This is a genomic window from Agromyces mediolanus (genome assembly GCF_014648575.1).
In the GTDB taxonomy this organism is placed as follows: Bacteria; Actinomycetota; Actinomycetes; order Actinomycetales; family Microbacteriaceae; genus Agromyces; species Agromyces mediolanus.
On record NZ_BMRJ01000001.1, the window covers coordinates 1,313,421 to 1,338,255 of the forward strand.

At 72.6% G+C, this 24,835-nt stretch carries 17 protein-coding genes; 15 read left to right on the forward strand and 2 right to left on the reverse strand.

Going from position 1 to position 24,835, the window contains the following annotated elements; all coding sequences use genetic code 11:
- Nucleotides 1-31 precede the first annotated feature (31 nt).
- Entirely contained in the window at nucleotides 32-5,011 is a 4,980-nt protein-coding gene (locus tag IEY71_RS06285; protein ID WP_229781545.1) for an IPT/TIG domain-containing protein, read from the forward strand.
- A gap of 114 nt (nucleotides 5,012-5,125) precedes the next feature.
- Here IEY71_RS06285 and IEY71_RS06290 read toward each other — a convergent pair whose 3' ends face one another.
- Nucleotides 5,126-5,497 carry a TraR/DksA family transcriptional regulator gene (locus IEY71_RS06290; RefSeq protein ID WP_189084397.1) on the reverse strand — a complete coding sequence of 124 codons (372 nt, stop codon included), beginning with the start codon at nucleotides 5,495-5,497 and terminating at the stop codon, nucleotides 5,126-5,128.
- Between the two features lie 110 nt (nucleotides 5,498-5,607).
- Here IEY71_RS06290 and IEY71_RS06295 point away from each other — a divergent pair, with 110 nt between their 5' ends.
- The 9 genes from IEY71_RS06295 (at nucleotide 5,608) to IEY71_RS06335 (ending at nucleotide 16,892) form a co-directional block, all read left to right on the forward strand.
- Complete coding sequence (locus IEY71_RS06295; RefSeq protein ID WP_189084398.1) at nucleotides 5,608-8,016, forward strand: DNA polymerase III subunit gamma and tau; 2,409 nt, start codon at nucleotides 5,608-5,610, stop codon at nucleotides 8,014-8,016.
- A 3-nt stretch (nucleotides 8,017-8,019) separates the two neighbouring features.
- Entirely contained in the window at nucleotides 8,020-8,616 is a 597-nt protein-coding gene (gene recR, locus IEY71_RS06300; RefSeq protein WP_189084399.1) for a recombination mediator RecR, read from the forward strand.
- Nucleotides 8,617-8,724: 108 nt separating this feature from the next.
- The gene (locus tag IEY71_RS06305; protein WP_229781546.1) at nucleotides 8,725-9,117 is read left to right on the forward strand and encodes a nuclear transport factor 2 family protein; all 393 of its coding nucleotides are present in this window, start codon (nucleotides 8,725-8,727) and stop codon (nucleotides 9,115-9,117) included.
- Nucleotides 9,118-9,255: 138 nt separating this feature from the next.
- Nucleotides 9,256-10,530 carry an aspartate kinase gene (locus IEY71_RS06310; RefSeq protein ID WP_189084400.1) on the forward strand — a complete coding sequence of 425 codons (1,275 nt, stop codon included), beginning with the start codon at nucleotides 9,256-9,258 and terminating at the stop codon, nucleotides 10,528-10,530.
- A gap of 166 nt (nucleotides 10,531-10,696) precedes the next feature.
- Nucleotides 10,697-11,752 carry an aspartate-semialdehyde dehydrogenase gene (locus IEY71_RS06315; protein WP_189084401.1) on the forward strand — a complete coding sequence of 352 codons (1,056 nt, stop codon included), beginning with the start codon at nucleotides 10,697-10,699 and terminating at the stop codon, nucleotides 11,750-11,752.
- 200 nt (nucleotides 11,753-11,952) lie between these two features.
- Entirely contained in the window at nucleotides 11,953-13,218 is a 1,266-nt protein-coding gene (locus tag IEY71_RS06320; protein ID WP_229781547.1) for an ABC transporter substrate-binding protein, read from the forward strand.
- A gap of 1 nt (nucleotide 13,219) precedes the next feature.
- Nucleotides 13,220-14,188 carry a carbohydrate ABC transporter permease gene (locus tag IEY71_RS06325; protein ID WP_229781548.1) on the forward strand — a complete coding sequence of 323 codons (969 nt, stop codon included), beginning with the start codon at nucleotides 13,220-13,222 and terminating at the stop codon, nucleotides 14,186-14,188.
- Complete coding sequence (locus IEY71_RS06330; protein WP_189084403.1) at nucleotides 14,185-15,126, forward strand: carbohydrate ABC transporter permease; 942 nt, start codon at nucleotides 14,185-14,187, stop codon at nucleotides 15,124-15,126. Before IEY71_RS06325 ends, IEY71_RS06330 begins: the two co-directional genes overlap by 4 nt.
- A complete protein-coding gene (locus tag IEY71_RS06335; RefSeq protein WP_189084404.1) occupies nucleotides 15,123-16,892 on the forward strand; it encodes an amylo-alpha-1,6-glucosidase in 1,770 nt (589 codons plus the stop codon). Before IEY71_RS06330 ends, IEY71_RS06335 begins: the two co-directional genes overlap by 4 nt.
- A 48-nt stretch (nucleotides 16,893-16,940) precedes the next feature.
- On the opposite strand, the gene IEY71_RS06340 is transcribed toward IEY71_RS06335, so the two are convergent.
- Nucleotides 16,941-17,597: a GntR family transcriptional regulator gene (locus IEY71_RS06340; RefSeq protein WP_189084405.1), complete on the reverse strand. Its 657-nt coding sequence runs from the start codon at nucleotides 17,595-17,597 to the stop codon at nucleotides 16,941-16,943.
- A gap of 177 nt (nucleotides 17,598-17,774) precedes the next feature.
- Between IEY71_RS06340 and IEY71_RS06345 the strand changes: the two genes are divergently transcribed.
- The 5 genes from IEY71_RS06345 to IEY71_RS06365 are packed head-to-tail and all read left to right on the forward strand — an operon-like array spanning nucleotide 17,775 to nucleotide 24,825.
- Nucleotides 17,775-19,847 carry a beta-galactosidase gene (locus IEY71_RS06345; protein WP_189084406.1) on the forward strand — a complete coding sequence of 691 codons (2,073 nt, stop codon included), beginning with the start codon at nucleotides 17,775-17,777 and terminating at the stop codon, nucleotides 19,845-19,847.
- A gap of 8 nt (nucleotides 19,848-19,855) precedes the next feature.
- Nucleotides 19,856-21,268: an aminomethyl-transferring glycine dehydrogenase subunit GcvPA gene (gcvPA, locus tag IEY71_RS06350; RefSeq protein ID WP_189084407.1), complete on the forward strand. Its 1,413-nt coding sequence runs from the start codon at nucleotides 19,856-19,858 to the stop codon at nucleotides 21,266-21,268.
- Nucleotides 21,265-22,893: an aminomethyl-transferring glycine dehydrogenase subunit GcvPB gene (gene gcvPB / locus IEY71_RS06355; RefSeq protein WP_189084408.1), complete on the forward strand. Its 1,629-nt coding sequence runs from the start codon at nucleotides 21,265-21,267 to the stop codon at nucleotides 22,891-22,893. The genes gcvPA and gcvPB overlap by 4 nt, the downstream gene beginning before the upstream one ends.
- A gap of 2 nt (nucleotides 22,894-22,895) precedes the next feature.
- A complete protein-coding gene (locus IEY71_RS06360) occupies nucleotides 22,896-24,077 on the forward strand; it encodes an ATP-NAD kinase family protein (protein ID WP_229781549.1) in 1,182 nt (393 codons plus the stop codon).
- The gene (locus IEY71_RS06365) at nucleotides 24,067-24,825 is read left to right on the forward strand and encodes an SDR family NAD(P)-dependent oxidoreductase (RefSeq protein WP_189084409.1); all 759 of its coding nucleotides are present in this window, start codon (nucleotides 24,067-24,069) and stop codon (nucleotides 24,823-24,825) included. Before IEY71_RS06360 ends, IEY71_RS06365 begins: the two co-directional genes overlap by 11 nt.
- Nucleotides 24,826-24,835 lie beyond the last annotated feature (10 nt).

The window sequence follows — 24,835 nt, forward strand, 5'->3', positions numbered from 1 at the left end:
AGTCGATCTCATCGGGAACGGGCTGGTGCAGGTGCCGTTGCTGACCGACGGGACCGGGCCTGGCCTGTTGAACCTCGGCGAGATCGGGGTCGTCAACAGCTACGCCGGCACCGCGTCCACGACGGACTCGGTCGCCGCGAGCGGCGCGGTCGCCGACGACGGCACGATCTCCGTGTCCGAGGACGCCGACCCCGCCGACTTCGGCAACGCGACGGTGAACCTCACCGATCTGCTCGACCAGCTCGGCGTCGCCGCCGTCACCGATCAGCTCATCGACGAGGCATCCCTGGAAGTCGGCGCCCTCGCCACCCGCGCCGCGAAGAACGGCGGCACCGGGATAACGGGCGACTACCGCGTCACCGACCTGAAGCTGAACCTCTCAAGCCCCGCGGTCGCGGGCCTCGCGACCCAACTCCGGGACACGCTGAACACGGCGACCACCGAACTCACCAGCGACCTCGAAGCGCTCGCCGGGCCCGGCGGCGCCGTGCAGGGCGTGGTCGACGCGATCGCCGACATCCAACTCCTCGGCGTCGCGAACGTGAGTCTCGGCGACGCCACGATCGCCGTGACCCCACCGAACCTGAGCCAGCTCGTGGACCAGCTCCTCGGCGGACCCAACGCGATCCTCTACAGCGACGACGGCGCCATCAGCGTGAACCTCACCGACGGCACCATCTCGGTCGACCTCGCCGAACTCGTCAACCCCGGCGGGCCGAACCTGAACGGGCTGCCCCCGAACACCAGCGTGCTCACCCCCGAAGTCATCGGGATGATCACCGACGGCGTCAACCAAGCCCTCGGCAAACTCGTCGGACACCTCACCGGCGGCCTCGACGCGCTGCTCGAATCGACCCAGATCTCGCTCAACGTCGGGCTCAGCGTCGTCGCCCTGCCCGCTCTCGGCGGCCTGCAGCTCGTGAACGCGCCGATCATCATCAACGGCACGCTCACGCAGTTCCTGAACGGCACCGCCACCGCCGACCTGTCCCAGCTGCAGCTGCTGCCGGGCGTGCCCACCTGCCTCGGCGTCGAGGTCGGCGGGATCTGCACGGGCGTCGACATCAACACGCTGCTCGCCTCCGTGCTCACCACCGTGACGAACACGATCGTGCCGACCATCCTCGCCGGGGTGGTCGCCCCGATCCAGACGCTGCTCACCAGCACGAGCGGCGAGATCACGACGGCGCTCAACGGGGTCGTCGACGCGGTGCTCACGCTCCTCGAGCCCGCCCTCGACGGGCTGCTCGCCAACCTCGTGGTCATCCGCATCAACGAGCAACCCACCGAAGCGCCGCTGAACGAGGCCGGCGGCGACCTCGGACCGGGCTCGTTCACCGTCCGCGCGCTCAGCGTCACGCTCCTGCCGAATGTCGCGAACACCGATCTGGCCAAGCTCGACCTCGCCTCCTCGACCGTGCTCGCCGCGGCGCTGCCGCCGGTCATCACGACGCTCTCGCCCAACCAGGGGCCCGAGGGTGGCGGCACGCTCGTGACGATCACGGGCACCGACCTCGCCGACGCCAGTCAGGTCACCGTGGACGGCGCGTCGGTGCCGTTCACCCAGGTGAGCGGCACCCAGGTGACGTTCACCACCGCGGCGCACGCGCCCGGCCCGGTGAACGTGACGGTGACGACGCCGGGCGGCACGAGCAATGCGCTGCCGTTCACGTTCATCCCGGCACCGAAGATCACCTCCCTCGCACCCGATTCCGGTCCCACGGCCGGAGGCACGCCCGTGACGATCACGGGCACCGACCTCGGGGGCGCCACCGACGTGTCGGTGGACGGAGCATCCGTCGCCTTCAGCCAGGTGAGCGGCACCGAGGTGACGTTCACGACCGCGCCGCACCCGGCCGGGCCGGTGGACGTGACGATCACGACCCCGGGCGGTACGAGCGCCCCGATGACGTTCACCTACGTGCCGGCACCGACGATCACCTCGCTCGCGCCGAACCAGGGCCCGACCGCCGGCGGCACGCCCGTGACGATCACGGGCACCGACCTCGGGGATGCCAGTGCGGTGTCGGTGGACGGAGCATCCGTCGCCTTCACCCAGGTCAGCGGCACGCAGGTGACCTTCACGACCGCGCCGCACGCGGCCGGGCCGGTGGACGTGACGATCACGACCCCGGGCGGCACGAGCGCCCCGATGACGTTCACCTACGTCCCGGCGCCCGTGATCACGACGCTGACCCCGGACGAGGGGCCGGCTTCGGGTGGGACGCCGGTCACGATCGACGGCACGGACCTCGCCGGAGCGACCGCGGTCACGGTCGACGGCGACTCGGTGCCCTTCACACAGGTGAGCGGCACGCAGTTGAGCTTCACGACGCCGCCGCACGCGGTCGGTCCGGTCGACGTGACCGTCACCACCCCGGGCGGCACGAGCGGCCCGCTCACCTTCACCTACCTGCCCGCGCCCCTCCTCACCGAGCTCGACCCGGATGCCGGGCCGAGCGCCGGCGGCACGCCGGTCACGATCACCGGCAGTTTCCTCGGGGATGCCAGTGAAGTTACGGTCGACGGCGTCTCGGTGGCGTTCACCGGGGTGAGCTCGAGCGAGATCACGATCGTGACCCCGCCGCACGCCGCCGGTCCGGTCGAGGTCGTCGTGACGACGCCGATGGGCGTCAGCAACCCGCTCACGTTCACCTACTACGACGTGCCCGTGATCGCCTCGCTCACGCCCTCCGCCGGGCCGACGTCGGGGCTCACGCTCGTCACGGTCGACGGCACGAACCTCGCCGGTGCGACGGGACTCACGGTGGACGGGGCCTCGGTGCCGTTCACCCAGGTGAGCGGCACGCAGCTCACCTTCCTCACCCCGGCGCACGCCGCGGGCCAGGTCGACGTGATCGTGACGACACCGGGCGGCGCGAGCAATCCGATGCCGTACACCTACGTGCCGGCGCCGGTGCTCACCGCGCTCGACCCCGACGAGGGGCCGACAGCGGGCGGCACGGTGGTGACGATCACGGGCACGGACCTCGCGGGCACGACGGAGGTCACGGTCGACGGCGCATCGCTGCCCTTCACGCAGGTGAGCGGCACCGAGGTGAGCTTCACGACCGAGCCGCACGCGGCCGGAGCCGTGAACGTCGTCGTCACCACCATTGGCGGGCCGAGCAACGCGCTGCCCTTCACCTTCATCCCTGCGCCGGCGATCACCTCGCTGGCTCCGGACGAGGGGCCGACGACGGGCGGCACGCTCGTGACCATCACGGGCACCGACCTCGCCGGCGCCACCGAGGTCTCGGTCGACGGCGCCTCGGTGGCCTTCAGCCAGCTGAGCGGCACGCAGGTGACGTTCACCACGGCGGCGCACGCCGCCGGCCCAGTGGATGTGACCGTCACGACCGCGGGCGGTGAGAGCGCGCCGATGACGTTCACCTTCGTGCCGGCGCCGGTGATCACCTCGCTGGCTCCGGACGAGGGGCCGACGGCGGGCGGCACGCTCGTCACGATCACCGGCACGGACCTCGCGGGAGCGAGCGAGGTGTCGGTGGAGGGGACGTCCGTGGACTTCACCCAGGTGAGCGGTACCGAGGTGACGTTCACGACCGAGCCGCACGCGGCCGGGACGGTGAGCGTCACGATCACGACGGCGGGCGGGGAGAGCGACGGGATGCCGTTCACCTTCGTGCCCGCGCCGGCGATCACCTCGCTCGCGCCCGACCACGGCCCGACGACCGGCGGGACGCCGGTGACCATCACGGGCACCGAGCTCGCGGGGGCGACCGAGGTCGCCGTCGACGGGGCATCCCTGCCCTTCACCCAGGTGAGCGGCACCGAGGTGACCTTCACGACGGCCGCGCACGCCGCGGGGCCCGCCGACGTCACGATCACGACGGCCGGCGGCGAGAGCGCGCCGATGACGTTCACCTTCATCCCGCCGCTCGGCCTCGCGGCGCTCAGCCCCGACCACGGGCCGGAGACCGGCGGGACCACGGTGACGATCTCGGGAGCGGGCCTCGACTCCACGACCGGGGTGACGGTCGACGGCGAGTCGGTGCCGTTCACGATCGAGGACGACGGCACGGTGACCTTCGTCACCCCGCCGCACGCCCCCGGGCTGGTGGAGGTCGTGGTGACCAACCCGCTCGGCTCCGAGTCGCTGCCGTTCACCTACAACCCGGTCACGACGGTCGACGAGGTCGACCCGCCGAGCGGACCGGAGGCGGGTGGCACCGAGGTGACGATCACCGGCTCCTGCTTCACCGGCGCGACGGACGTGCAGTTCGGCGGGACCTCCGCCACGAGCTTCACCGTGGTGAGCGACACCGAGATCACGGCCGTGGTGCCCGCGGGCACCGGCGTCGTCGACGTCACCGTCCTCGGCATCGGGGACTGCGGCACCGGCACCCTGCCCGACGGCTACAGCTACCTGCCGCCGGTCAACGCCGCGGCGCTCACCCCGGACCACGGTCCGGCGAGCGGCGGCACGGCGGTGCAGGTGACGGGCACCGGCCTGGGTGGCACGACCGAGCTGCTGCTCGACGGCACGGCGGTGCCGTTCACCCAGGTGAGCGACAGCCGGGTCGACTTCGTGACCCCGCCGCACGCGGTCGGTCCCGTCGAGGTGACGGTCACCGCGGCCGGCGGCACGAGCGAGCCGCTGACGTACACCTACACGCCGGCGGGCATCGACACGGTGACGCCGCCGAGCGGACCGTCGACCGGCGGCACCGAGGTGACGATCAGCGGGCAGTGCTTCACGGGCGCGACCGCGGTGAAGTTCGGCTCCAAGAACGCGAGCTCGTTCAGGATGGTCGACGATCGCACGATCGTCGCCGTCGCCCCGGCCGGGACCGGCGTCGTCGACGTCACCGTGGTCGGCAGCGCCGACTGCGGCACGGCGACGCTCGCGAAGGCGTACACGTACCGATCGGGTGCGATGGCCTCCACCGGGTTCGACGCCGCCCCCGCGGTGCTCGGCGGGGTGGCGGCGCTGATCGCCGGATTCGGTGCGCTCCTGATGGCGCTCCGAGGCAAGCGGCGCCGCGCCTAGCAGGAGCGGGATCGGGGGTCGGTGCCGCGGCGCCGGCCCCCGCTCTCATGCGCCGGGTGCCGGGTGCCGGGTGCCGGGTGTGCCGGGTGCCGGCCGCGGTCGGCGGGTCGGCCGTCAGCCGGCGAGGCGGGCGCAGTCGATGCAGAGCGTCGCCGTGGGGCGCGCCTCGAGGCGCGCGACCGAGATCGGCTTGCCGCAGTTCGTGCACACCCCGTAGCTGCCGTCGGCCAGCCGGGCGAGCGCGCGGTCGACCTCGGCGAGCTCGAGCTCGGCGTCGGCCAGGACCGCCGTGCGCTGCGACCACTCCTGCGTCATGGTCGGGCCCTCCGGGTCGTGCTCGTCGTCGGCCGAGGCATCCGACCGGGCGCTGCGCACCTCGGCGATGCCCTCCCGATGCTCCGCGAGGCGTGCTTCGGCCTCGGCCCGTTCGGCCCGGAGCGCCTCCTCGAACTTCGCCATCCGGGAGTCGCTGAAGTGCCTGGTCATCGTCGCCCCTCTCCGCCGGTCCGGCGATGGCATCCGGCGTCCTGGCATGGTACGCCCGCCGGATGCCTCGATGCGGGAGGCGTGTCGGCGGGGGTGGCTACGATTGTGTGGTGGTCACCGCCCTCTATCGCCGCTACCGGCCCGAGACCTTCGCCGAGATGATCGGCCAATCGCAGGTCACCGAGCCGTTGATGACGGCGCTGCGCACCGACCGGGTGAACCACGCCTACCTCTTCAGCGGCCCGCGCGGCTGCGGCAAGACGACGTCGGCCCGAATCCTCGCCCGCTGCCTGAACTGCGCCGAAGGCCCGACCGACTCACCGTGCGGGGTCTGCCCGAGCTGCGTCGAGCTCGCCCGCGGCGGCGGCGGTTCCCTCGATGTGGTCGAGATCGACGCGGCCAGCCACGGCGGCGTCGACGATGCGCGCGACCTGCGCGAACGCGCCATCTTCGCCCCGGCGCGCGACCGCTTCAAGATCTTCATCATCGACGAGGCGCACATGGTGACCTCCGGCGGCTTCAACGCGCTGCTGAAGATCGTCGAAGAGCCGCCCGAGCACGTGAAGTTCGTCTTCGCGACGACCGAGCCCGAGAAGGTGCTCGGCACCATCCGCTCACGCACGCATCACTACCCGTTCCGCCTCGTGCCGCCCGCGCCCATGCTCGAGTACGTGCAGCAGCTCTGCGCCGAAGAGGGCATTCAGGTCGAGCCCGGCGTGCTCGCCCTCGTCGTGCGGGCCGGCGGCGGTTCGCCGCGCGACACCCTCTCGCTCCTCGACCAGCTCATCGCCGGCTCCGAGGGCTCGACCATCGACTACGAGCGCGCCGTCGCGCTGCTCGGCTACACGCACGGCGCGCTGCTCGACGAGGTCATCGACGCGATCGGTGCCCGCGACTCCGCCGGCGCGTTCGCCGCCGCCGACCGGGTTGTCCAGACGGGGCAAGACCCGCGGCGCTTCGTTGAAGACCTGCTCGAACGCCTGCGCGATCTCATCGTGGTCGCGGCGTCGTCGCCCGAGGCCGCCGCCGCGGTGCTCCGCGGGGTGCCCGACGACGAGCTCGCGCGCATGGCGGTGCAGGCTCGTGCCTTCGGCCCGGCCGAACTCTCGCGCGTCGCCGACCTCGTCAACCAGACGCTCACCGAGATGACCGGGGCCACTTCGCCCAGGCTGCACCTCGAGCTCATGCTCGCCCGGGTGCTCGTGCCGCCGGCGGCGAGCGGCGCCGCGCCTGCCGGGCCCGCGGCCCCCGTGCCGGCTGCCGCGGTTCGGCAGGCCGCCGCTTCTGCCACTCCGGCTCCTGCCACTCCGGCTCCTGCCACTCCTGCTCCGGCCACTCCGGCTCCTGCCACCCCGGCTCCTGCAGCCGCTTCCGCTGCAGCGCCGAAGCCCGAGCCGGTTGCGGAGCCCGTTCCGCGCGCCAGCTCCTCGCCCGCACCGGCGAGCTCCGAGCCGTCGGCCGCGGCCGAAACCCCTGCTGCCGTGCCGGCCGCGGCACCCGTGGCGTCGGCACCCGCACCGAAGCCGAGCGGCCCGATCTCGCTGCCGCAGTTCCGCGACGCGTGGCCCGAGGTGCTGTCCGTGCTGCAGAGCCGCAAACGCACCGCGTGGATGGTCGCCTTCACCGCGAAGGTGCGCGACTACCGCGACGGCGACGTGCTCGTGCTCTCGTTCCCGAGCGTGCAAGACGTCGAGGGCTTCCGCGGCGGCCCGCCCGGGCAGAGCGTCGCCGAGCTGCTCCGCGAGGCCATCGAGCACGTGCTCGGCGTCCGCGTGAAGTACATCGCGAAGCCCGAGGCCGCGTTCGCGGGCGAACCGGCGCCGGCCGAGCCCGCGGCGGCTCCGGCGGCAGGCGGCCGGACCGACCCGGCCGACGGCGCACGGCAGCCGGCCTCGTCCTCGCTGTCCGCGACGTCCACGACCGTCGCCGCTCCCGTGCCGAAGTCGGCCGCGCGTCCGGCGTCCCCGGTCGACGCCGCAGCAGCGCCAGTCGACTCGGGTCCCGTCGACTCGTGGGCGACGGTGGCGATCCCGCGTGAAGAGCCCGCGGCCGCCGAGCCCGCGCCGATCGGCGCCGTCGCCGCGTCGCTCCCGCCCGCCCCCGCCGCGCGACCGGCCGCAGCACCGGCGTCGACGCGCGACGACGAGCCCCCGGCCCCCGACGACGCCGACGCGCCGCCGGAAGACCACGAGCCGCCGTTCGATCCGGGCCCCGAGCCCGAGCTCGACGCGACGCCGGTGCGCGAGGCATCCGCACCGAGCGAGGCGGCTCCGCAGCGCGCGGCGACCCAGCCGGCGGCCGCGTCGAGCGCTCCCGCGCAGCGGGCCGCCGAAGCACCGCGCGCACCCGCCGCCCAGCGGCCGGCTGCCGCGCAGCGCGGCAGCCGTGCGGGCGGTTCATCGGGCGGCTTCCAGCGCTACGGCGAGGCCGTCGTCCGCGAGGTGCTCGGGGCGACCTTCCTCGAAGAGGTCGAGGCGCCGCCGCCCCCCGGGCGCGGCGGCTACGGGGAGCGTGGCTAGCCCGTGTACGAAGGCATCGTCCAGGAGCTGATCGACGAGCTCGGCCGCCTGCCCGGCATCGGGCCGAAGTCGGCGCAGCGCATCGCGTTCCACATCGTGCAGACCGAGCACTTCGACGTCACCCGGCTCGCCGAGGTGCTGCTCGAAGTGCGCGACAAGGTGCGCTTCTGCGACATCTGCGGCAATGTGTCCGAGCAGGCCACGTGCTCGATCTGCCGCGATCCGCGGCGCGACCCCAGCCTGATCTGCATCGTCGAAGAGGCCAAGGACGTCGTCGCGATCGAGCGCACCCGGGAGTTCCGCGGGCTGTACCACGTGCTCGGCGGCGCGATCAGCCCGATCGACGGCATCGGCCCAGATGAGCTGCGCATCCGGCAGCTCATGCAGCGGCTCGCCGACGGCACCGTGCGCGAGGTCATCATCGCGACCGACCCGAACCTCGAGGGCGAGGCGACTGCGACCTACCTCAGCCGCCTGCTCACGACGCTCGAGATCCGGGTCACGCGGCTCGCCTCCGGGCTCCCCGTCGGCGGCGACCTGGAGTACGCCGACGAGGTCACCCTGGGCCGCGCCTTCGAGGGTCGCCGCGTCGTCGGCTGACCCGCGTCGGGGCACCGCGCATCCCCGCCAAGTGGTTGACGCCGTCGCGCTTCCGGCGTAGGAACGTCCGCGGAGCGGGCGCGGCGCCCGCGCGGAGGGGGACGAGACATGAGCGGGCACGCGCCAGGAGAGCGGACGGCGCCGAGCGAGCGGCTGGCGGACTGGATGGCGGGCTACCTGCGTGCGTGGCGCGGCAACGAGGCGGCCGATATCGGCGCGCTGTTCAGCGACGACGCGGTGTACCTGACGGCGCCCGACGCGGAACCGAGGCGCGGACGCGAGGCGATCGTCGCGGGCTGGCTCGAGGACGCCGACGCGCCGGGGGAGTGGTCGTTCGACTGGTGGGTGCTGCACGAAGGGCCCGACATCGCGTTCGTGCAGGGGCGCACCGAGTACCCCGCGGAGCGCGACTACCTGAACCTCTGGATCATCCGATTCGCCGACGACGGACGGGCCGAGGCGTTCACCGAGTGGTACCTGGCGCGCCCCCACGAGGCCTGACCCCGCGCCGCGCGGCGCCGAGGGCCCGCCGTCCGGCGGCAGTGTCACATGGCGATCGGGGAATGCCGCCAGCCGTATGATGAAGACTCCGACGACGGGCCCGTCGGCCCGCGCGCGCCCAGAACCCCGGGAGGCCACGTGAGCTTGATCGTGCAGAAGTTCGGCGGATCGTCCGTCGCCGACGCCGAGAGCATCAAGCGGGTCGCGAAGCGCATCGTCGAGACGCGCAAGGCGGGCAACGACGTGGTCGTCGCCGTCTCCGCCATGGGCGACAGCACCGACGAACTGCTCGACCTCGCGAACGAGGTCACGCCGATCCAGGCGCCCCGCGAGCTCGACATGCTCCTCTCGGCGGGCGAGCGCATCTCGATGGCGCTCCTCGCGATGGCCATCAAGAGCATGGGCCACGACGCGCGCAGCTTCACCGGCAGCCAGGCCGGCATGATCACGGATGCCACGCACGGCGCGGCGCGCATCGTCGACGTGACCCCGGTGCGCCTGCGCGAGGCCCTCGACGACGGGGCGATCGTCATCGTCGCCGGCTTCCAGGGCTTCAGCCGCGAGTCGCGCGACATCACGACGCTCGGCCGCGGCGGCAGCGACACCACCGCGGTCGCCCTCGCCGCCGCGCTCGAGGCCGACGTCTGCGAGATCTACACCGACGTCGACGGCGTCTTCACGGCCGACCCCCGCGTCGTGAAGCGGGCGCACAAGCTCGGCCGGGTCACGAGCGAGGAGATGCTCGAACTCGCCGCCTCCGGCGCCAAGGTGCTGCACATCCGCGCCGTCGAGTACGCGCGCCGCCACGGCGTGACCCTGCACGTGCGCTCGTCGTTCAACAACACCGAGGGGACCGTCGTCTACGATCCCTCGCGCGCCCCCGAAGGAGCCGAAGTGGAAGAATCCGTCATCGCCGGCGTCGCCGTCGACCTCTCCGAGGCCAAGATCACGGTCGTCGGGGTTCCCGACAAGCCGGGCGTCGCCGCCAAGATCTTCAAGATCGTCGCCGCCACGAACGCGAACGTCGACGTCATCGTGCAGAACGTCTCGGCTGCCGCGACCGGCAAGACCGACATCTCCTTCACGCTGCCGAAGGCCGACGGCGAGAAGGCGCTCACCGCGCTCGCCGGTGCGCAGGAGGCGATCGGCTTCGGCTCGCTGCAGTACGACGACCAGATCGGCAAGCTCTCGATCGTCGGCAACGCCATGCGCAACGCCTCCGGCGTCTCGGCGAAGCTCTTCGAGGCCCTCTACGAGGCCGGCATCAACATCGAGATGATCTCGACCTCCGAGATCCGCATCTCCGTCGTCACCCGCGCCGACAGCGTCAACCAGGCCGCCATCGCCGTGCACACGGCGTTCGGCCTCGACGCCGCCGAGGACGCCGTCGTGCACGCCGGCACCGGTCGCTGAGCTCAGGCGACGGCTCGGATGCCGCGGCGCAGCGCCGGGGCATCCAGCCGAAGCATCCGGCCGGAATGCGTGACGTTCCTGCCAATCCCGCCGGTGATCACGGATTTCCGGCCGGCACCCGCCCCGCGTCGGGCACACTTGAAGAGCCACGAGTAAGAGGGACAACATGAGCAACGGTGTGAACATCGGCGTCGTCGGCGCCACCGGTCAGGTCGGCGCGGTCGTGCGCCGCCTGCTCGAGGAGCGGGACTTCCCGGTCGCGAGCATCCGCTTCTTCGCCTCCGCCCGCTCGGCGGGAACGACCCTGCCGTTCAAGGGCGAGCAGATCGTCGTCGAGGACGCCTCGACCGCGGACCCCACGGGCCTCGACCTCGCGATCTTCTCCGCGGGCGCCACGCTCTCGAAGGCCCAGGCGCCGCGCTTCGCCGCGGCCGGCGTCACCGTGATCGACAACTCGAGCGGCTGGCGGATGGACCCCGACGTGCCACTCGTCGTGAGCGAGGTGAACCCGCACGCCATCGACGAGGCGCGCAAGGGCATCATCGCGAACCCGAACTGCACGACGATGGCCGCGATGCCCGTGCTCAAGGTGCTGCACGAGGAGGCCGGCCTCGAGCGGCTCATGATCTCGACCTACCAGGCGGTCTCCGGCGCGGGGCTCGCCGGCGGCGAGGAGCTGCTCGAGCAGGCCCGCGCGGTCGTCACGCAGGACGCGATCGGCCTCGTGCACGGCGGCGACGCGGTGCGCTTCCCCGAGCCGGCGAAGTTCCCCCGCCCGATCGCCTTCGACGTGATCCCGCTCGCCGGCTCGATCGTCGACGACGGCGACAACGAGACCGACGAGGAGAAGAAGCTGCGCAACGAGAGCCGCAAGATCCTCGAGCTGCCGGGCCTCCGCGTCGCGGGCACCTGCGTTCGCGTGCCGGTCTTCACCGGGCACTCGCTCTCGATCCACGCGGAGTTCGCGAACGAGCTCACCCCTGAGCGGGCCACCGAGCTGCTCGCCGCCGCGCCCGGCGTCGAGCTCAGCGATGTGCCGACGCCCCTCCAGGCCGCCGGCAGCGACCCGAGCTACGTGGGCCGCATCCGCGCCGACCAGTCCGCGCCCGAGGGCAAGGGCCTCGTGCTCTTCGTCTCGAACGACAACCTGCGCAAGGGTGCGGCGCTGAACGCCGTGCAGATCGCCGAGCTCGTCGCCGCGAAGCTGCCCGCCGCCGTCTGAGCCGCGCTCTCCGAACGCCCCGAGGCCACTGGCCCCGGGGCGTTCGTGTGTCCGGGGAGCGACGACCCTTGACGCGGCTGAGTTTTGTATACAGAATACTGAGGTAGCAGTTCCCCCGACCGGCGCCCGTCGCCGGCTCCTCCTGCAATGACGAAAGAGGTAGCGGAATGGCCCGCGCGAACTCGAAGATGAGGCGGCTGTTGGCGATCGGCGCAGCGAGCGCCCTCGCCATCGGCCTGGCAGCGTGCAGCGGCGGGGGAGGTGCAAAGGACGCGAACACCGTCGTGTGGTCGACCTGGGGAACCGCCGAGGAGCTCACCCGGTACCAGGACTTCAACACGGAGTTCATGAAGCGCCACCCCGACATCACGGTCAAGCTCCAGCCGGTCGCGAGCTACGAGGAGTACCACTCGAAGCTCCTCGCCCAGCTCGCGAGCAACACGGCCCCCGACGTCTTCTACGTCGGCGACGACAAGATGGGGCAGTTCGTCGACTCCGGCCGGCTCATGCCGCTGAAGGAGCTGATGGAGTCGAAGGACAGCCAGACGAAGCCCGACGACTTCTTCCCCGGCCTCTTCGGCGCGGCCGAGCAGGACGGCGAGTACTACGGCGCCCCGAACGACTCGAACCCCGACGTGCTCTGGTACGACAAGACCGCGCTCGCCGCGGCCGGCATCACCGAGGACCCGGCGACGCTCGCCGAGCAGGGCGAGTGGACGACCGACAAGTACCTCGAGATGAACGCCAAGCTCAAGGACGCGGGCCTCACCGGCTCGATGTTCTGGAACTACTGGGCGACGCACTGGAGCTGGCTCTCCTCCCAGGGGCTGCCCGCGCCGTACGACGAGTCGGGCGCCTTCACCGCGAACAGCGACCCGGCGAGCGTGGCCGCCATCGACGAGCTCGGCGCGCAGTTCCAGGACGGCACCTTCGTCGTGGCCGACACCCTGCCCGACGGCGCCGGCGCCGACAGCGTCTTCGTGACCCACAAGGCCGGCTTCTTCGTGCAGGGCCGCTACACGATCGGCACCGTGCAGACCGCCGGCGAGCCCGACGCGTACGACATCGTGCGCTGGCCGACCCCGGACGGCGAGGCCGCGCCGACCGGCGTCGCCGTGTCGTTCCTCGCGATCAACGGCAAGACGAAGGCGAAGGACGCCGCGTTCACCTTCTGGACCGAGTTCCTCTCGGCCGAGGGGCAGACGTTCCGCCTCGAGGGCGGCGGCAACGCCGTGCCGTCGATCAAGGGCGCCGACGATGTGGTGCTCGACGGCGGCTACCCGGCGCACGCCCAGACGTTCCTCGACCTGCGCGACATCGGCTTCACCAACTACGCCGCCGAGGCGCGCGTGCCCGGCCTCTCGACGGGCATCAGCGACGAGTTCCTGAAGCTCTACCAGGGCAAGGCCGACGCGCAGCAGACGCTCGACGCGGCCGCAGCCCTCGCGGAGAAGTCGGGGAAGTAGCGTGAGCGACCTCGCCACCGGCGAGCGGATGCCGCAGGCAGCGCCTGCGGCATCCGCCCCGCCCCCGACCCCCAGGAGGGAATCGGCCTGGCGCCGCCGCGACCGGCGCTGGGGCTACCTCTTCATCGGTCCGCAGCTTCTCGGCATGACGGTCTTCGTCGTGCTGCCGTTCGCCGCGAGTCTCGTGCTCGCCTTGGCGAGCTGGGACGGCCTGAGCGAGCTCAGCTGGGTCGGCTTCGAGAACTTCACCGCCCAGTTCCAGGACGAGCTCCTCTGGCGCTCGATCGTGAACACGCTGATCATCGCGGTCGTGACGGTGCCGATCGGCCTCGGGCTCGCGGTCGTCATCGCGGTCGCGCTCGAGCGGCTGAAGACCCGCACCCTCTACCTCGTGCTGTTCTTCGCCCCGGTCGTCACCTCGACGGTCGCGGTGGCGATGATCTGGCAGCAGATGTTCCGCGCCGACGGCGTGCTCTCCACGACGATCGCGAACGTCTTCGGCATCGACCCGCCGGACTGGCTGGGCGACCCGAAGCTCGCGCTCCTCGCCGTCTGCATCGTGACGATCTGGTCCTCGCTCGGCCTGAACGTCGTCATCTTCCTCGCCGGGCTGCAGAACATCTCGCCCTCGGTGATCGAGGCGGCCCGCATCGACGGCGCCGGCGCGTGGCGGCTGTTCCGCAGCATCCGGCTCCCGCTGCTCTCGCCGATCGTGTTCTTCTCCTCGGTCGTCGCGTTCATCTCCTCGCTGCAGACCTTCGACACGGTGTACGTGCTGGTCTCGAACGCGGGACCGGACAACGCGACCCGCACGATCGTGTACCACATCTACGATCTCGGCTTCGGCAAGTTCCAGATCGGCCCGTCGAGCGCCGCGAGCGTGATCCTGCTCCTGCTGACCCTCGTCATCACGGCGATCCAGTTCGGGGCCCAGAAGAAGTTCGTGCACTACGAGGACGACGCCGCATGAGTCTCACGAACCCCAGCCTCGTCGACGGCACCCAGCTGCCGCCGACCGACTCGACCATCGCGATCAGTGCCCCGGGCTACCGGCCCCGCGCGCCCCGCACCGGCAAGGGCAAGCGGCGGCTCAGCCAGACGCTGCTGCACGCGCTGCTCGTCGTCGGCGGGCTCGCGATGGTGTTCCCGTTCCTCTGGATGCTGCTCACCTCGTTCAAGACGCTGCCGCAGCTGCTGAAGGACCCGCTGTCGGTGCTGCCGCAGCCGTGGACCCTCGACAACTATGCCGACGCGTGGAACGCGGTGCCGTTCGGTCAGGCGTACCTCAACAGCCTCTACATCGCGGCGCTCGTGGTCGCGGGGACCCTGCTCACGGCGTCGATGGCGGGCTACGCCTTCGCCCGGATCCGCTTCCGCGGGGCGAAGGTGCTCTTCATCCTGTTCCTCGCGACGCAGATGATCCCGAAGCAGGTGACGCTGATCCCGTTCTACCTGCTGATGACGCAGCTCGGCTGGGTCGATTCGCACCTGGCGCTGATCGTGCCGGGGCTCCTCGCGAACCCCTTCGCGGTGTTCCTCATGCGGCAGTTCGTGCTGTCGCTGCCGAAGGAGCTCGAGGAGGCCGCGATCGTCGACGGCGCCGGCCGCTGGCGGATCTTCTGGAGCATCATCCTGCCGAACCTGAAGCCCGGGCTCGCGGCGCTCAGCATCATCGTGGCGCTCGACGTGTGGAACGCCTTCCTGTTCCCGCTCGTACTACTGAACACGCCCGACCTCTTCACGGTGCCGCTGCTGCTCTCGGCGTTCCAGGGGCAGTTCGGCTCGATCAACTACGGCCTGGTCATGGCGGCCAGCGCGATCTCGACGATCCCGATGCTCATCGTGTTCGTGATCGGGCAGCGCCGCATCCTGAATAGTATGGCCGCTTCCGGGCTGGGGGGACGATGACCGCACGGCCGGATGCCGCGGCCCTGGCCGGCCTCGCCGGCGACCACCTCGACCTGGCGCGGGCGCCATTCACGCTGCCGCGCTCGCGGGTGCTCGTGTTCCGGGCCGACCGCGAGGACGCCGCGGAGCTGCTCGGCGAGGGCGGGGTGCCCGCGCCGGCGACCGCGCTGCGGGTGCACACCTCGGAGTACGAGCGCGGACTGGACGAGTGCCGCGTGCTCGACGAGCTGCGGGTGCTGGATGCCTCGGGCGAACCGGTGCCCGTGACCCGGGTGCTGCCGCACGCGATCGAGTTCGGCGGGGGCGCGGCCGTGCTCGGCTTCGCTGGACCGTCGGCGCTCACCGTAGGGGCCGTGGGCGGCGGGCCGTGGTCCGTCGAGTGGCTGCGGCCCGACGGCGCGCGCGAGCGGCGCGGGCTCGAGGGCCCGGGCGACGCGGTCCGACTGACGGTCGGCGCGGACCGCGGCGTGCTCGCCGAGGCATCCGTCGCGCACGCCGCCGCGCTCGCGGAGAGCGAGACGGTCTGGCTCGACTGGTTCGCGAAGTGCCCCGTCGTGCGCCCCGATCTGCAATCGATGGCGGCGTTCTGCTGGTGGGTGCTCGGCGCGAACGTGGTCGAGCTGCCCGCCCTCGGCACGGCGCGGGGCGTCGTGCCCTCGAAGATCGGCTACGTCGGCGTCTGGCAGTGGGACGCGTACTTCATCGCCCTCGGCCTCCGGCACGGCGACGCGCAGCTCGCGCGCGAGCAGCTCGAGATCGCCTTCCGCTTCCCGAGCGCCGACGGACAGCTGCCGGACGTCGTGCACGAGGAGGGCGTGCTCGCGACGAGCGACGACCTGCCGCAGGCCGATCGCGACCGGCTGCGCCGCGCGGGCTCCGACATCGCCGACCCGGCCGCGCCAGTGCCGCTCACGAAGCCGCCGCTCGCCGCCTGGGCGCTCGCGAAGGTGCTCGAGGACGAGGACCGACCGGAGTGGGCGCGCGAGCAGCTCGCCGTCATCCGCCGCTCGCAGGACTGGTGGTTCGCGGGCAGCGACCTCGACGGCGACGGTCTGCCCGAGTACGGGCACCCGTACTCCTCGGGGCTCGACGACAGCCCGATCTTCGACGGCCCGCTGCCGACGACGGCGCCCGATCTCGGCGCCTACCTCGTGCTGCAGGACCTCGAGCTCGCCCGGCTCGCCGAGCGCTACGGCGCGGATGCCGCGGGCGATCCCGCGGCGCACCGCGCCCGCGCTGCGGCGACCATGCAGCGGCTCTTGGAGCTCTGGGACGCAGAGCGCGGCCGCTTCACGGCTCGGGCGGCGGGGGAGCGGGTCGCGAGTGACGCGATCGTGGGCTTCATGCCGCTGCTCACGGGCGAGCTGCCCGCGCCGGTGCTCGAATCCCTCGAAGCGGCGCTCGCCGATCCGGCGCGTTACGCGACGCCGTGGGCGGTGCCGACCGTGTCGGCCGCCGATCCGGACTTCTCGCCGGAGCGGATGTGGCGCGGGCCGGTGTGGGTGAACACGAACCGGCTCATCGTCGAGGGGCTGCGCCGCTCCGGGCGGCCGGAGCTCGCGCGCGAGCTCGCCGAACGCACGGTCGCCCTCGTCGTGCACGGCGGCGGCCCGCACGAGTACTTCAACCCCGAGACCGGGCAGAAGGCCCGCACGGCGACGACGGCGTTCGGCTGGTCGGCGGCGCTCTTCCTCGACCTCGCCGTCGAGCTCAGCGCGGATGCGGAGGAGGATCGCGGCGCGGGAGGAGCGGATTCGGCGGAGTGACCTCCGGGCGTGCCAATCTCCTCCCGGCCGAGGGACGGTGGAGGGGGCTCAGGCGGTGAAGTACGGGCTGGACGCGTTCTCGAGGATGCGGCGCATGCCGTGCATCCAGTTCACCTTGAGCGCGACGATCGCGCCGGGGACGTCGCCCTCGACGAGACGGGCGGCGACCGCGGCGTGCTCGGCGGCGACCCGCTCGACCATGGCGTCGTTCGGCACGAGCAGCGATTCGTACCGGTGGAAGGAGCCGCGCACGCTCGCGATGACGTCGAGCAGCCGCTGGTTCGGGCAGGCCGAGAGCATGAGGCCGTGCCACTCGTCGTCCTTCGTGACGATGAAGGCGTGCTCGACGAGCTCCTGGTCGAACTCCGCCGCGAGGGCGGCGAGGCGCACGCCGATGCGTTGCAGCTCCTCGACCGGGCTGAGCTCGAGGGCGAGGCTCTCGAGCGCGGCGAGCACCGGGGCGAGGTCTTCGAACTCGCTCGCGCTCAGCGGCATGAAGCGGAAGCCCTTGCCGTTCTCGCTCGTGATCTGGCCCTCGCTCTCGAGCGCGATGAGCGCCTCGCGGAGCGGGGTGCGGCTGACGCCGAGCTCGGCCGCGAGCTGGACCTCGTTGATGCCCTCGCCGGGCTGCACGGCTCCCGCCCGCATGCGCGTGAGGAGCTCCTCGCGCACCTGTGAGCGCAGGTTCTTGCGTTCGATCGCCATCTTCGCCCTCCGGGCCGTTCGGCCGTTCGCGGGCAAGCCTAGGGGGTGGTGCGGGGCTTGACCGGTTCCGGCATCCGGTTTACGGTGTGTATACAGAATACATTCTGCAGCTGGCGGTGTACACCCATCCATGAGGTGGCCCGCGACCGGAACCGACCCACTCAGAGAGGAGCAGGTGTGGCAGGCGACGCGCCCCGCGGCATCCGACTCGATGCCCTCGCCTACGGCGGCGACTACAACCCCGACCAGTGGTCGGAGAAGGTCTGGCTCGAGGACGCCAGGCTCATGCGCGAGGCGGGCGTCAACCTGGTGAGCCTCCCGGTGTTCAGCTGGCCGCAGCTCGAGGTCGCGCCCGGCGTCTACGAGTGGGGCTGGCTCGACCGCGTGCTCGAGATCCTGAGCGACGCAGGCATCCGCATCGACCTCGCCACCGCGACCGCCACCCCGCCCGCCTGGCTCGTGCGCAGCCACCCCGAGATGCTGCCCTGGAACGAGGACGGCCAACGCCTCGAGTTCGGCTCCCGGCAGGCGTACTGCCCGAGCTCGCCGGTCTGGCGCGAGCACGTCGCCCGGATGACCCGGGCGATGGCCGAGCGCTACGGCGAGCACCCCGGCCTCGCACTCTGGCACGTGTCGAACGAGTACGGCGACCATATTTCGCGCTGCTGGTGCCCCGAGTCTGCCCGGCACTTCCGCCGCTGGCTCGAGGCCCGGTACGGCGATCTCGACGGGCTGAACGCGGCCTGGGGCGTGAACGTCTGGGGCCAGCGCTACACCGCGTGGGAGCAGATCGAGCCGCCGCGGCGCGCGACCGGACCCGTCAACCCCACCCAGCTGCTCGACTTCGAGCGCTTCTCCTCCGACGCGCTGCTCGAGCTCTTCCAGCTCGAGATCGACGTGCTGCGCGAGGTCACCCCCGAGATCGCGGTCACGACGAACTTCATGAGCCTGCTGCGCGACCTCGACTACTGGGACTTCGCCGCCGTCGAGGACCTCGTCACCGACGACGCCTACCCCGATCCCGCCGACCCGCTCGCGCATGTGCCCGCCGCGCTCAATTACGGCTCCATGCGCTCGCTGAAGGGCGGGCGGCCGTGGCTGCTCCTCGAGCAGGCGCCCAGCGGCGTCAGCTGGCGCGAGGTCAATGTGCCGAAGGCGCCGGGTCAGATGCGCGTCGGCAGCCTGCAGGCGATCGCGCACGGATCGGACGGCGCGATGTGCTTCCAGTGGCGGCAGGCGAAGTACGGCCAGGAGAAGTTCCACTCCGCGATGCTCGGCCACCGCGGCGAGGCCTCCCGCACCTTCCAGGAGGCGAAGGCCTTCGGCGCCGAGCTCCGCCGCCTCGAACCCGTGCGCGGCAGCCGGGTGCGCTCCCGGATCGCGCTCGTCGTCGACTACGACTCGTGGTGGGGCAGCTCGGCGACGGAATCGCTGCCCTCGCAGCGGCTGAACTGGCTCGCGCAGGCCCGCGCCTGGCACGCCGCGCTGCACGAGCTCGGCCACCCGGTCGACACGGTGCCCGCGAGGGGGCCGTTCGACGGCTACGAGCTCGTCGTCGCCCCGAACCTCTATGTCGCCGACGCCGAGCAGGCCACGGCGCTCGGCGCCTTCGTCGCTCGCGGCGGGCAGCTCGTCGTCGGGCCGTTCTCCGGGGTCGTCGACCCGAACGAGCACGTGCACGACGGGGGAGCCCCCGGCCCCCTGCGCGAACTCCTCGGCGTCGAGGTCGACGAGGTCTGGCCCGTCACTGACGGCCGCGCCGAGCGCGTCGCCCTCGCCGGCGGCGAAGCCTTCGACGCGCCCGTCTGGGGCGAGTGGCTCGAAGCGGCCGCCGCCGAGACGATCGCCGCCTACGACTCGGGCGAGCTCGTCGGCCGGCCGGCGATCACCCGACGCGGAGCGGATGCCTCGGCCGGCGCGGCCTGGTACGTGAGCTGCGTGCTCGAGCCCGCCGGGCTCCTCGCCCTCTTCCGGCGGGTGCTCGCGGCGGCCGGGCTGCCCGCTCGGGACCGCACCGACCCGATGCTCGAGGCCGTGACGCGAGCCGACGACGACACCGACTACACCTTCGTGCTGAACCACGGTCGCGGCGAGCTCACGGTCGATGTGCCGCACGGCGCACGCGAGCTGCTCGGCGACGGCGCCGCGCTCGGGACGACGCTCACCCTGCCCCGCTTCGGCGCCGCCGTGCTCGCCACCCCGCGGGCCGCCGAGCCGCCGTTCATCACCATCACCGCCCCCGAGGACTGAGGATCCACATGACCGAGCCATCGGCTGCCTTCGTGCACCCGTACCTGCCCAACTCCGCCCCCGAGGTGCGTCGCGCGATGCTCGACGCCGTCGGCGCGGCATCCGTCGACGAGTTCTACGCCGACGTGCCGGAGGCGCTGCGCCTCGACCGCCCCCTCGATCTGCCCGCGCCGCTCCTCGCCGAGCAGGACCTCGCGCGGCACGTCCGCGGCCTCCTCGCGAAGAACCGCTCCACCGAGGAGCGGCTGAGCTTCCTCGGCCACGGCACCTACCGGCACCACGTGCCCGCCGTCGTCGACGAGGTGATCAACCGCAGCGAGTTCCTCACCGCGTACGCGGGGGAGCCCTATGAGGACCACGGCCGCTTCCAGGCGCTGTTCCAGTACCAGTCGCTGATGGCCGAACTGCTCGCCATGGACGTCGTCAACGTGCCGACCTACGACGGCTACCAGTCGACCGCGACCGCGCTCGCCATGGCCGGCCGGCTCACGGGTCGCCGCCGGGTGCTCGTCGTGAGCGACGTGCTGCCCGAGAAGCACTCGAAGGTGCACGACTTCGTGCGCGTCCACCTCGAGCTCGAGCTCGTCCCGACGGCGGGCGGCACCGCCGACGTCGCGGCCGCCGCAGCCCGGCTCGGCGATGACGTGGCCGCGATCTGGGTCGAGACGCCGAGTGCCACGGGCGCGGTCGAGGCGGCCCTGCCCGCGCTCGCGACCGCGGCGCACGCGGCGGGCGCCCTGCTGGTCGTCGGCACCGACCCGATCGGCTACGGCGTGCTGACCCCGCCCGCGGAGCAGGGGGCCGACATCGTCTGCGGCGACATCCAGTCGCTCGGCCTGCACCAGTGGTTCGGCGGTGCGCACGGCGGCTTCATCGCCGTCGCCGACGACGAAGCCCTCGTCATGGAGCTGCCCTCGCGGCTGTTCGGGCTCGCGAGCACCGACGTGCCAGGAGAGGTCGGCTTCGGCGACGTCGCCTACGAGCGCACCTCCTTCGCCCGCCGCGAGGAGGGCAAGGAGTGGGTCGGCACCGCAGCCGCCCTCTGGGGCATCGCCGCCGGCGTCTACCTCGCCCTGATGGGCCCGGTGGGCATGGCCGAGCTCGGCGAACTGCTGCTCGCCCGCACCCGCTACGCGCAGCAGCGACTCGCCGCCGTGCCCGGCGTGCGCCTCGGCGACGACGCCCTGCACCTGCGCGAGTTCACCGTCGACGTCTCCGGCACCGGCCGCACCGCCGCCGAGCTCGTCGCCGCCCTCCGCGCCGAGGGCATCGAGCCGGGCGTCGTCGTCGGCGAGGAGCTGCTGCTCGTCTGCGTCACCGAGCTCACCGGCCAGGCCGACATCGATCGCCTCGCGACCTCCCTCGCCGCCGCCTGCGGCACCGCAACCGACCGCCAGATCCCCCAGGAGCAGCGCGCATGAGCCTCCCCCTCGCCCCGAAGCCCGCCATCCGACGCTTCCACCAGGCCCGCTGGGACGAACCCGTCATCTTCGAGCTCTCGACGCCCGGCGAGCGCGGCCTGCTCGTGCCCGCCGTCGAGCCCGGTGTCCGCGACGCCGTCGGCGACGTGCTCGCCGAGCTGCCCGCCGGCCTCCGCCGGGCGACCCCGCCCGCGCTGCCCGAGATGGCGCAGATGCGGGTGCTGAAGCACTACCTGCGGCTCTCCCAGGAGAACCTCGGCGCCGACCTGAACGTCGACATCGGCCAGGGCACCTGCACGATGAAGTACTCGCCGAAGATCAACGACCAGCTCGTCGCGACCCCGCAGCTCACCGCGATGCACCCCCTGCAGGACCCGGCCGACGCGCAGGGCGTGCTCGAGATCGTGTGGCGGCTCGAACGGATGCTGGCGGAGATCTCCGGCATGGACGAGGTCTCGCTGCAGACCCAGGGCGGCTCCGCCGCGATCTGGGCGAACATCGCCATGATCCGCGCCTACCACGAGGCGAACGGCGAGGGGGAGCAGCGCCGCGAGGTCATCACCACCATCTTCAGCCACCCCTCGAACGCCGCCGCCGCGAAGGCCGCCGGCTACGAGGTCATCACCGTCCACCCCGACGCCGACGGCTACCCGGACCTCGCCGCCCTGAAGGCGGCGCTCTCGCCGCGGACCGCGGCGATCATGGTCACGAACCCCGAGGACACCGGCATCTACAACCCGGCGATCACGGAGTGGGTGGATGCCGCGCACGCCGTGGGCGCCCTCGCCTCCTACGACCAGGCGAACGCCAACGGCATCCTCGGCATCACCCGGGCGCGCGACGCCGGCTTCGACGTCTGCCACTTCAACCTGCACAAGACGTTCTCGACGCCGCACGGCTGCGGCGGGCCCGGCTCCGGCGCGAACGCCGTGAGCGCGGCGCTGGCGCCGTTCCTGCCCGGCCCGCGGATCGTGCGGGTGGGCGAGGGCGACGACGCCCGCTTCGAGGTGCGAGACGCCGGCCCGCAGTCGATCGGCACGGTCGCGCCCTTCTTCGGCGTCGTGCCGAACCTGGTCCGCGCCTACGCCTGGATCATGGCGCTCGGCGCGGACGGGCTCCTCGCCGCCGCCGAGACCGCCGTGCTGAACAACAACTACCTGCTCGCGAAGGTGCTGGAGATCCCCGGTGCGTCCGCGCCGTACGCGCGCGGCCGCCGGCGCATCGAGCAGGTGCGCTACTCCTGGCAGGAGCTGTACGAGGAGACCGGCATCAGCTCCGAGGAGATCGGCGTGCGGATGTCGGACTTCGGCATGCACTACTGGACGAGCCACCACCCCTACGTGGTGCCCCAGCCGTTCACCCTCGAGCCGACCGAGTCGTACTCGAAGTCCGAGCTCGACGAGTACGTCGCCGCGCTCGCCGAGGTGGCCCGCGAGGCCCGGGAGACCCCGGAGATCGTGCGCACCGCGCCGCACCGGCAGAGCGTGCACCACACCCACCACGACGATCTCGACGACCCCGAGCGCTGGGCCGTGACGTGGCGCGCGTACCTGCGGAAGTACCCCGAGGTGGCGGCTCGTCTGGCGGGCGAGCCCGAACCGGCGGCCGACGCCTCAGCGGCCTGACCGTGCTCGGCCTCGTGGTGAACCCCGTCGCCGGCGTCGGCGGCCCGGCGGGGCTCGGCGGCTCCGACGGGGTCGCCGTGCAGGCCAGCGCGGCCGAGCGCGGCGCGCAGCCGCGGGCGGGGGAGCGGGCGCGGCTCGCCCTCGAGCTCGTCCGCGAGGCGACAGGCGGGCCGCTCGAGGTGCTGACGGCGGCGGGGCCCATGGGCGAGGACGCGGTGCTCGCCGCCGGGCTCGTGCCGCGGATCGTCATGCGACCGGGTGCTGCGACGGGTCCGGCCGACACCGTCTCGGCCGTGCGCGCGCTCACCGACGCGGGGGCCGGGCTCGTGCTCTTCGCCGGCGGCGACGGTACGGCCAGGGACGTCGCCACGGCCCTCGACGCGCGTCGCGACGAGGGCGGTGCCCGCGTCGCCGCCCTCGGCATCCCCGCCGGCGTCAAGATGTACTCGCCGGTCTTCGCCGTGAGTCCGCGAGCCGCCGGCGCGCTCGCCGCGGCCTGGCTCGACGGCGGGCTGCCGGTCGAGGAGCGCGAGGTGCTCGACCTCGACGAGGACGAGCTGCGTCGCGGCCGGGTCGAACCGCGCCTGCACGCGGCCATGCCCGTGCCGGTCCGGCCGGGGCGGACTCAGGCGCGCAAGGCGGCGACCCCGGTGAGCGAGGCGGCGGCCGTCGCAGCCGCAGTCGACGGCGCGCTCCGGCTGCTGCAGCCGGGCGTACGGTATCTGCTCGGCCCCGGCGGTACGACCGCGGAGCTCGCGCGTCGGCTCGGCGTGCCGAAGACGAGGCTGGGCGTCGACGTCGTGCTCGACGGGCGACTCCTCCGGGCCGCCGCGAGCGAGGCGGAGCTCGTCGAGGAGATCGCGGCGGGGCCCGCCCGGGCCGTCGTCTCGATCATCGGCGGGCAGGGCTTCCTGCTCGGCCGCGGCAACCAGCAGCTCTCCGCGCGCGTGCTCCGGGCTCTCGGCGCGGAGCCGCTGCTCGTCGTCGCCCCCGAGCAGAAGCTCGTCGAGCTCGGCGGGCGGCCGCTGCTCGTCGACACCGGCGACCCCGGCGTGGACCGCGGCCTCGCGGGCTTCGTCCGCGTCGTCACCGGCCCGGGCACGAGCAGCATCTACCCTGTCAACGCACCAGACGCCGAGGCATCCCCCGTCTCGCGAACCGAAGGAGAAGGCCATGCGCCTTGAGAACAAGCAGGCCATCGTCACGGGCGGCGCGGGCGGCATCGGCCGCGCCTCCTCGCTCGCCCTCGCGGCGGAGGGCGCGAGGGTCGCCGTCGTCGACCTCGACGGCGCAGCCGCCGAGCGCGTCGCCGAGGAGATCCGCGCCGCGGGCGGCGAGGCCATCGCGATCGCCGCCGACGTGTCGAGCGAGCCCGACATCGAGCGCGTGGTGCGCGAGACGCAGGCCGCGTTCGGCGGCATCGACGTCGTCTTCAACAACGCGGGCATCATCCGCCGCACCACCGCCGTCGAGACGACCGTCGAGGAGTGGGACCGGGTGTTCGGCGTGAACGTGCGCTCCATCTTCCTGATGTGCAAGCACGTCGTGCCCGTCATGGCCGCGGCGGGCGGCGGCTCGATCGTGAACACGGGCTCCGGCTGGGGACTGAAGGGCGGCGGGCAGGCGATCTCGTACTGCGCGTCGAAGGGCGCCGTCGTGAACATGACCCGGGCGCTCGCCATCGACCACGGGCCGCAGGGCATCCGGGTGAACTCGGTGAACCCGGGCGACGTGAACACGGGGATGCTCCGCGAGGAGGCGCGCCAGCTCGGCCAGGCCGAGGACGGCTTCCTCGCCGAGGCCGCCGACCGGCCGCTGCGCCGCATGGGCGAGCCCCGCGAGATCGCCTCCGCGGTGGTCTGGCTCGCGAGCGACGAGTCGAGCTACGTGACGGGTTCCGCGCTCGTCGTCGACGGCGGCGGCATCGCCTGAGGCGCGGCCC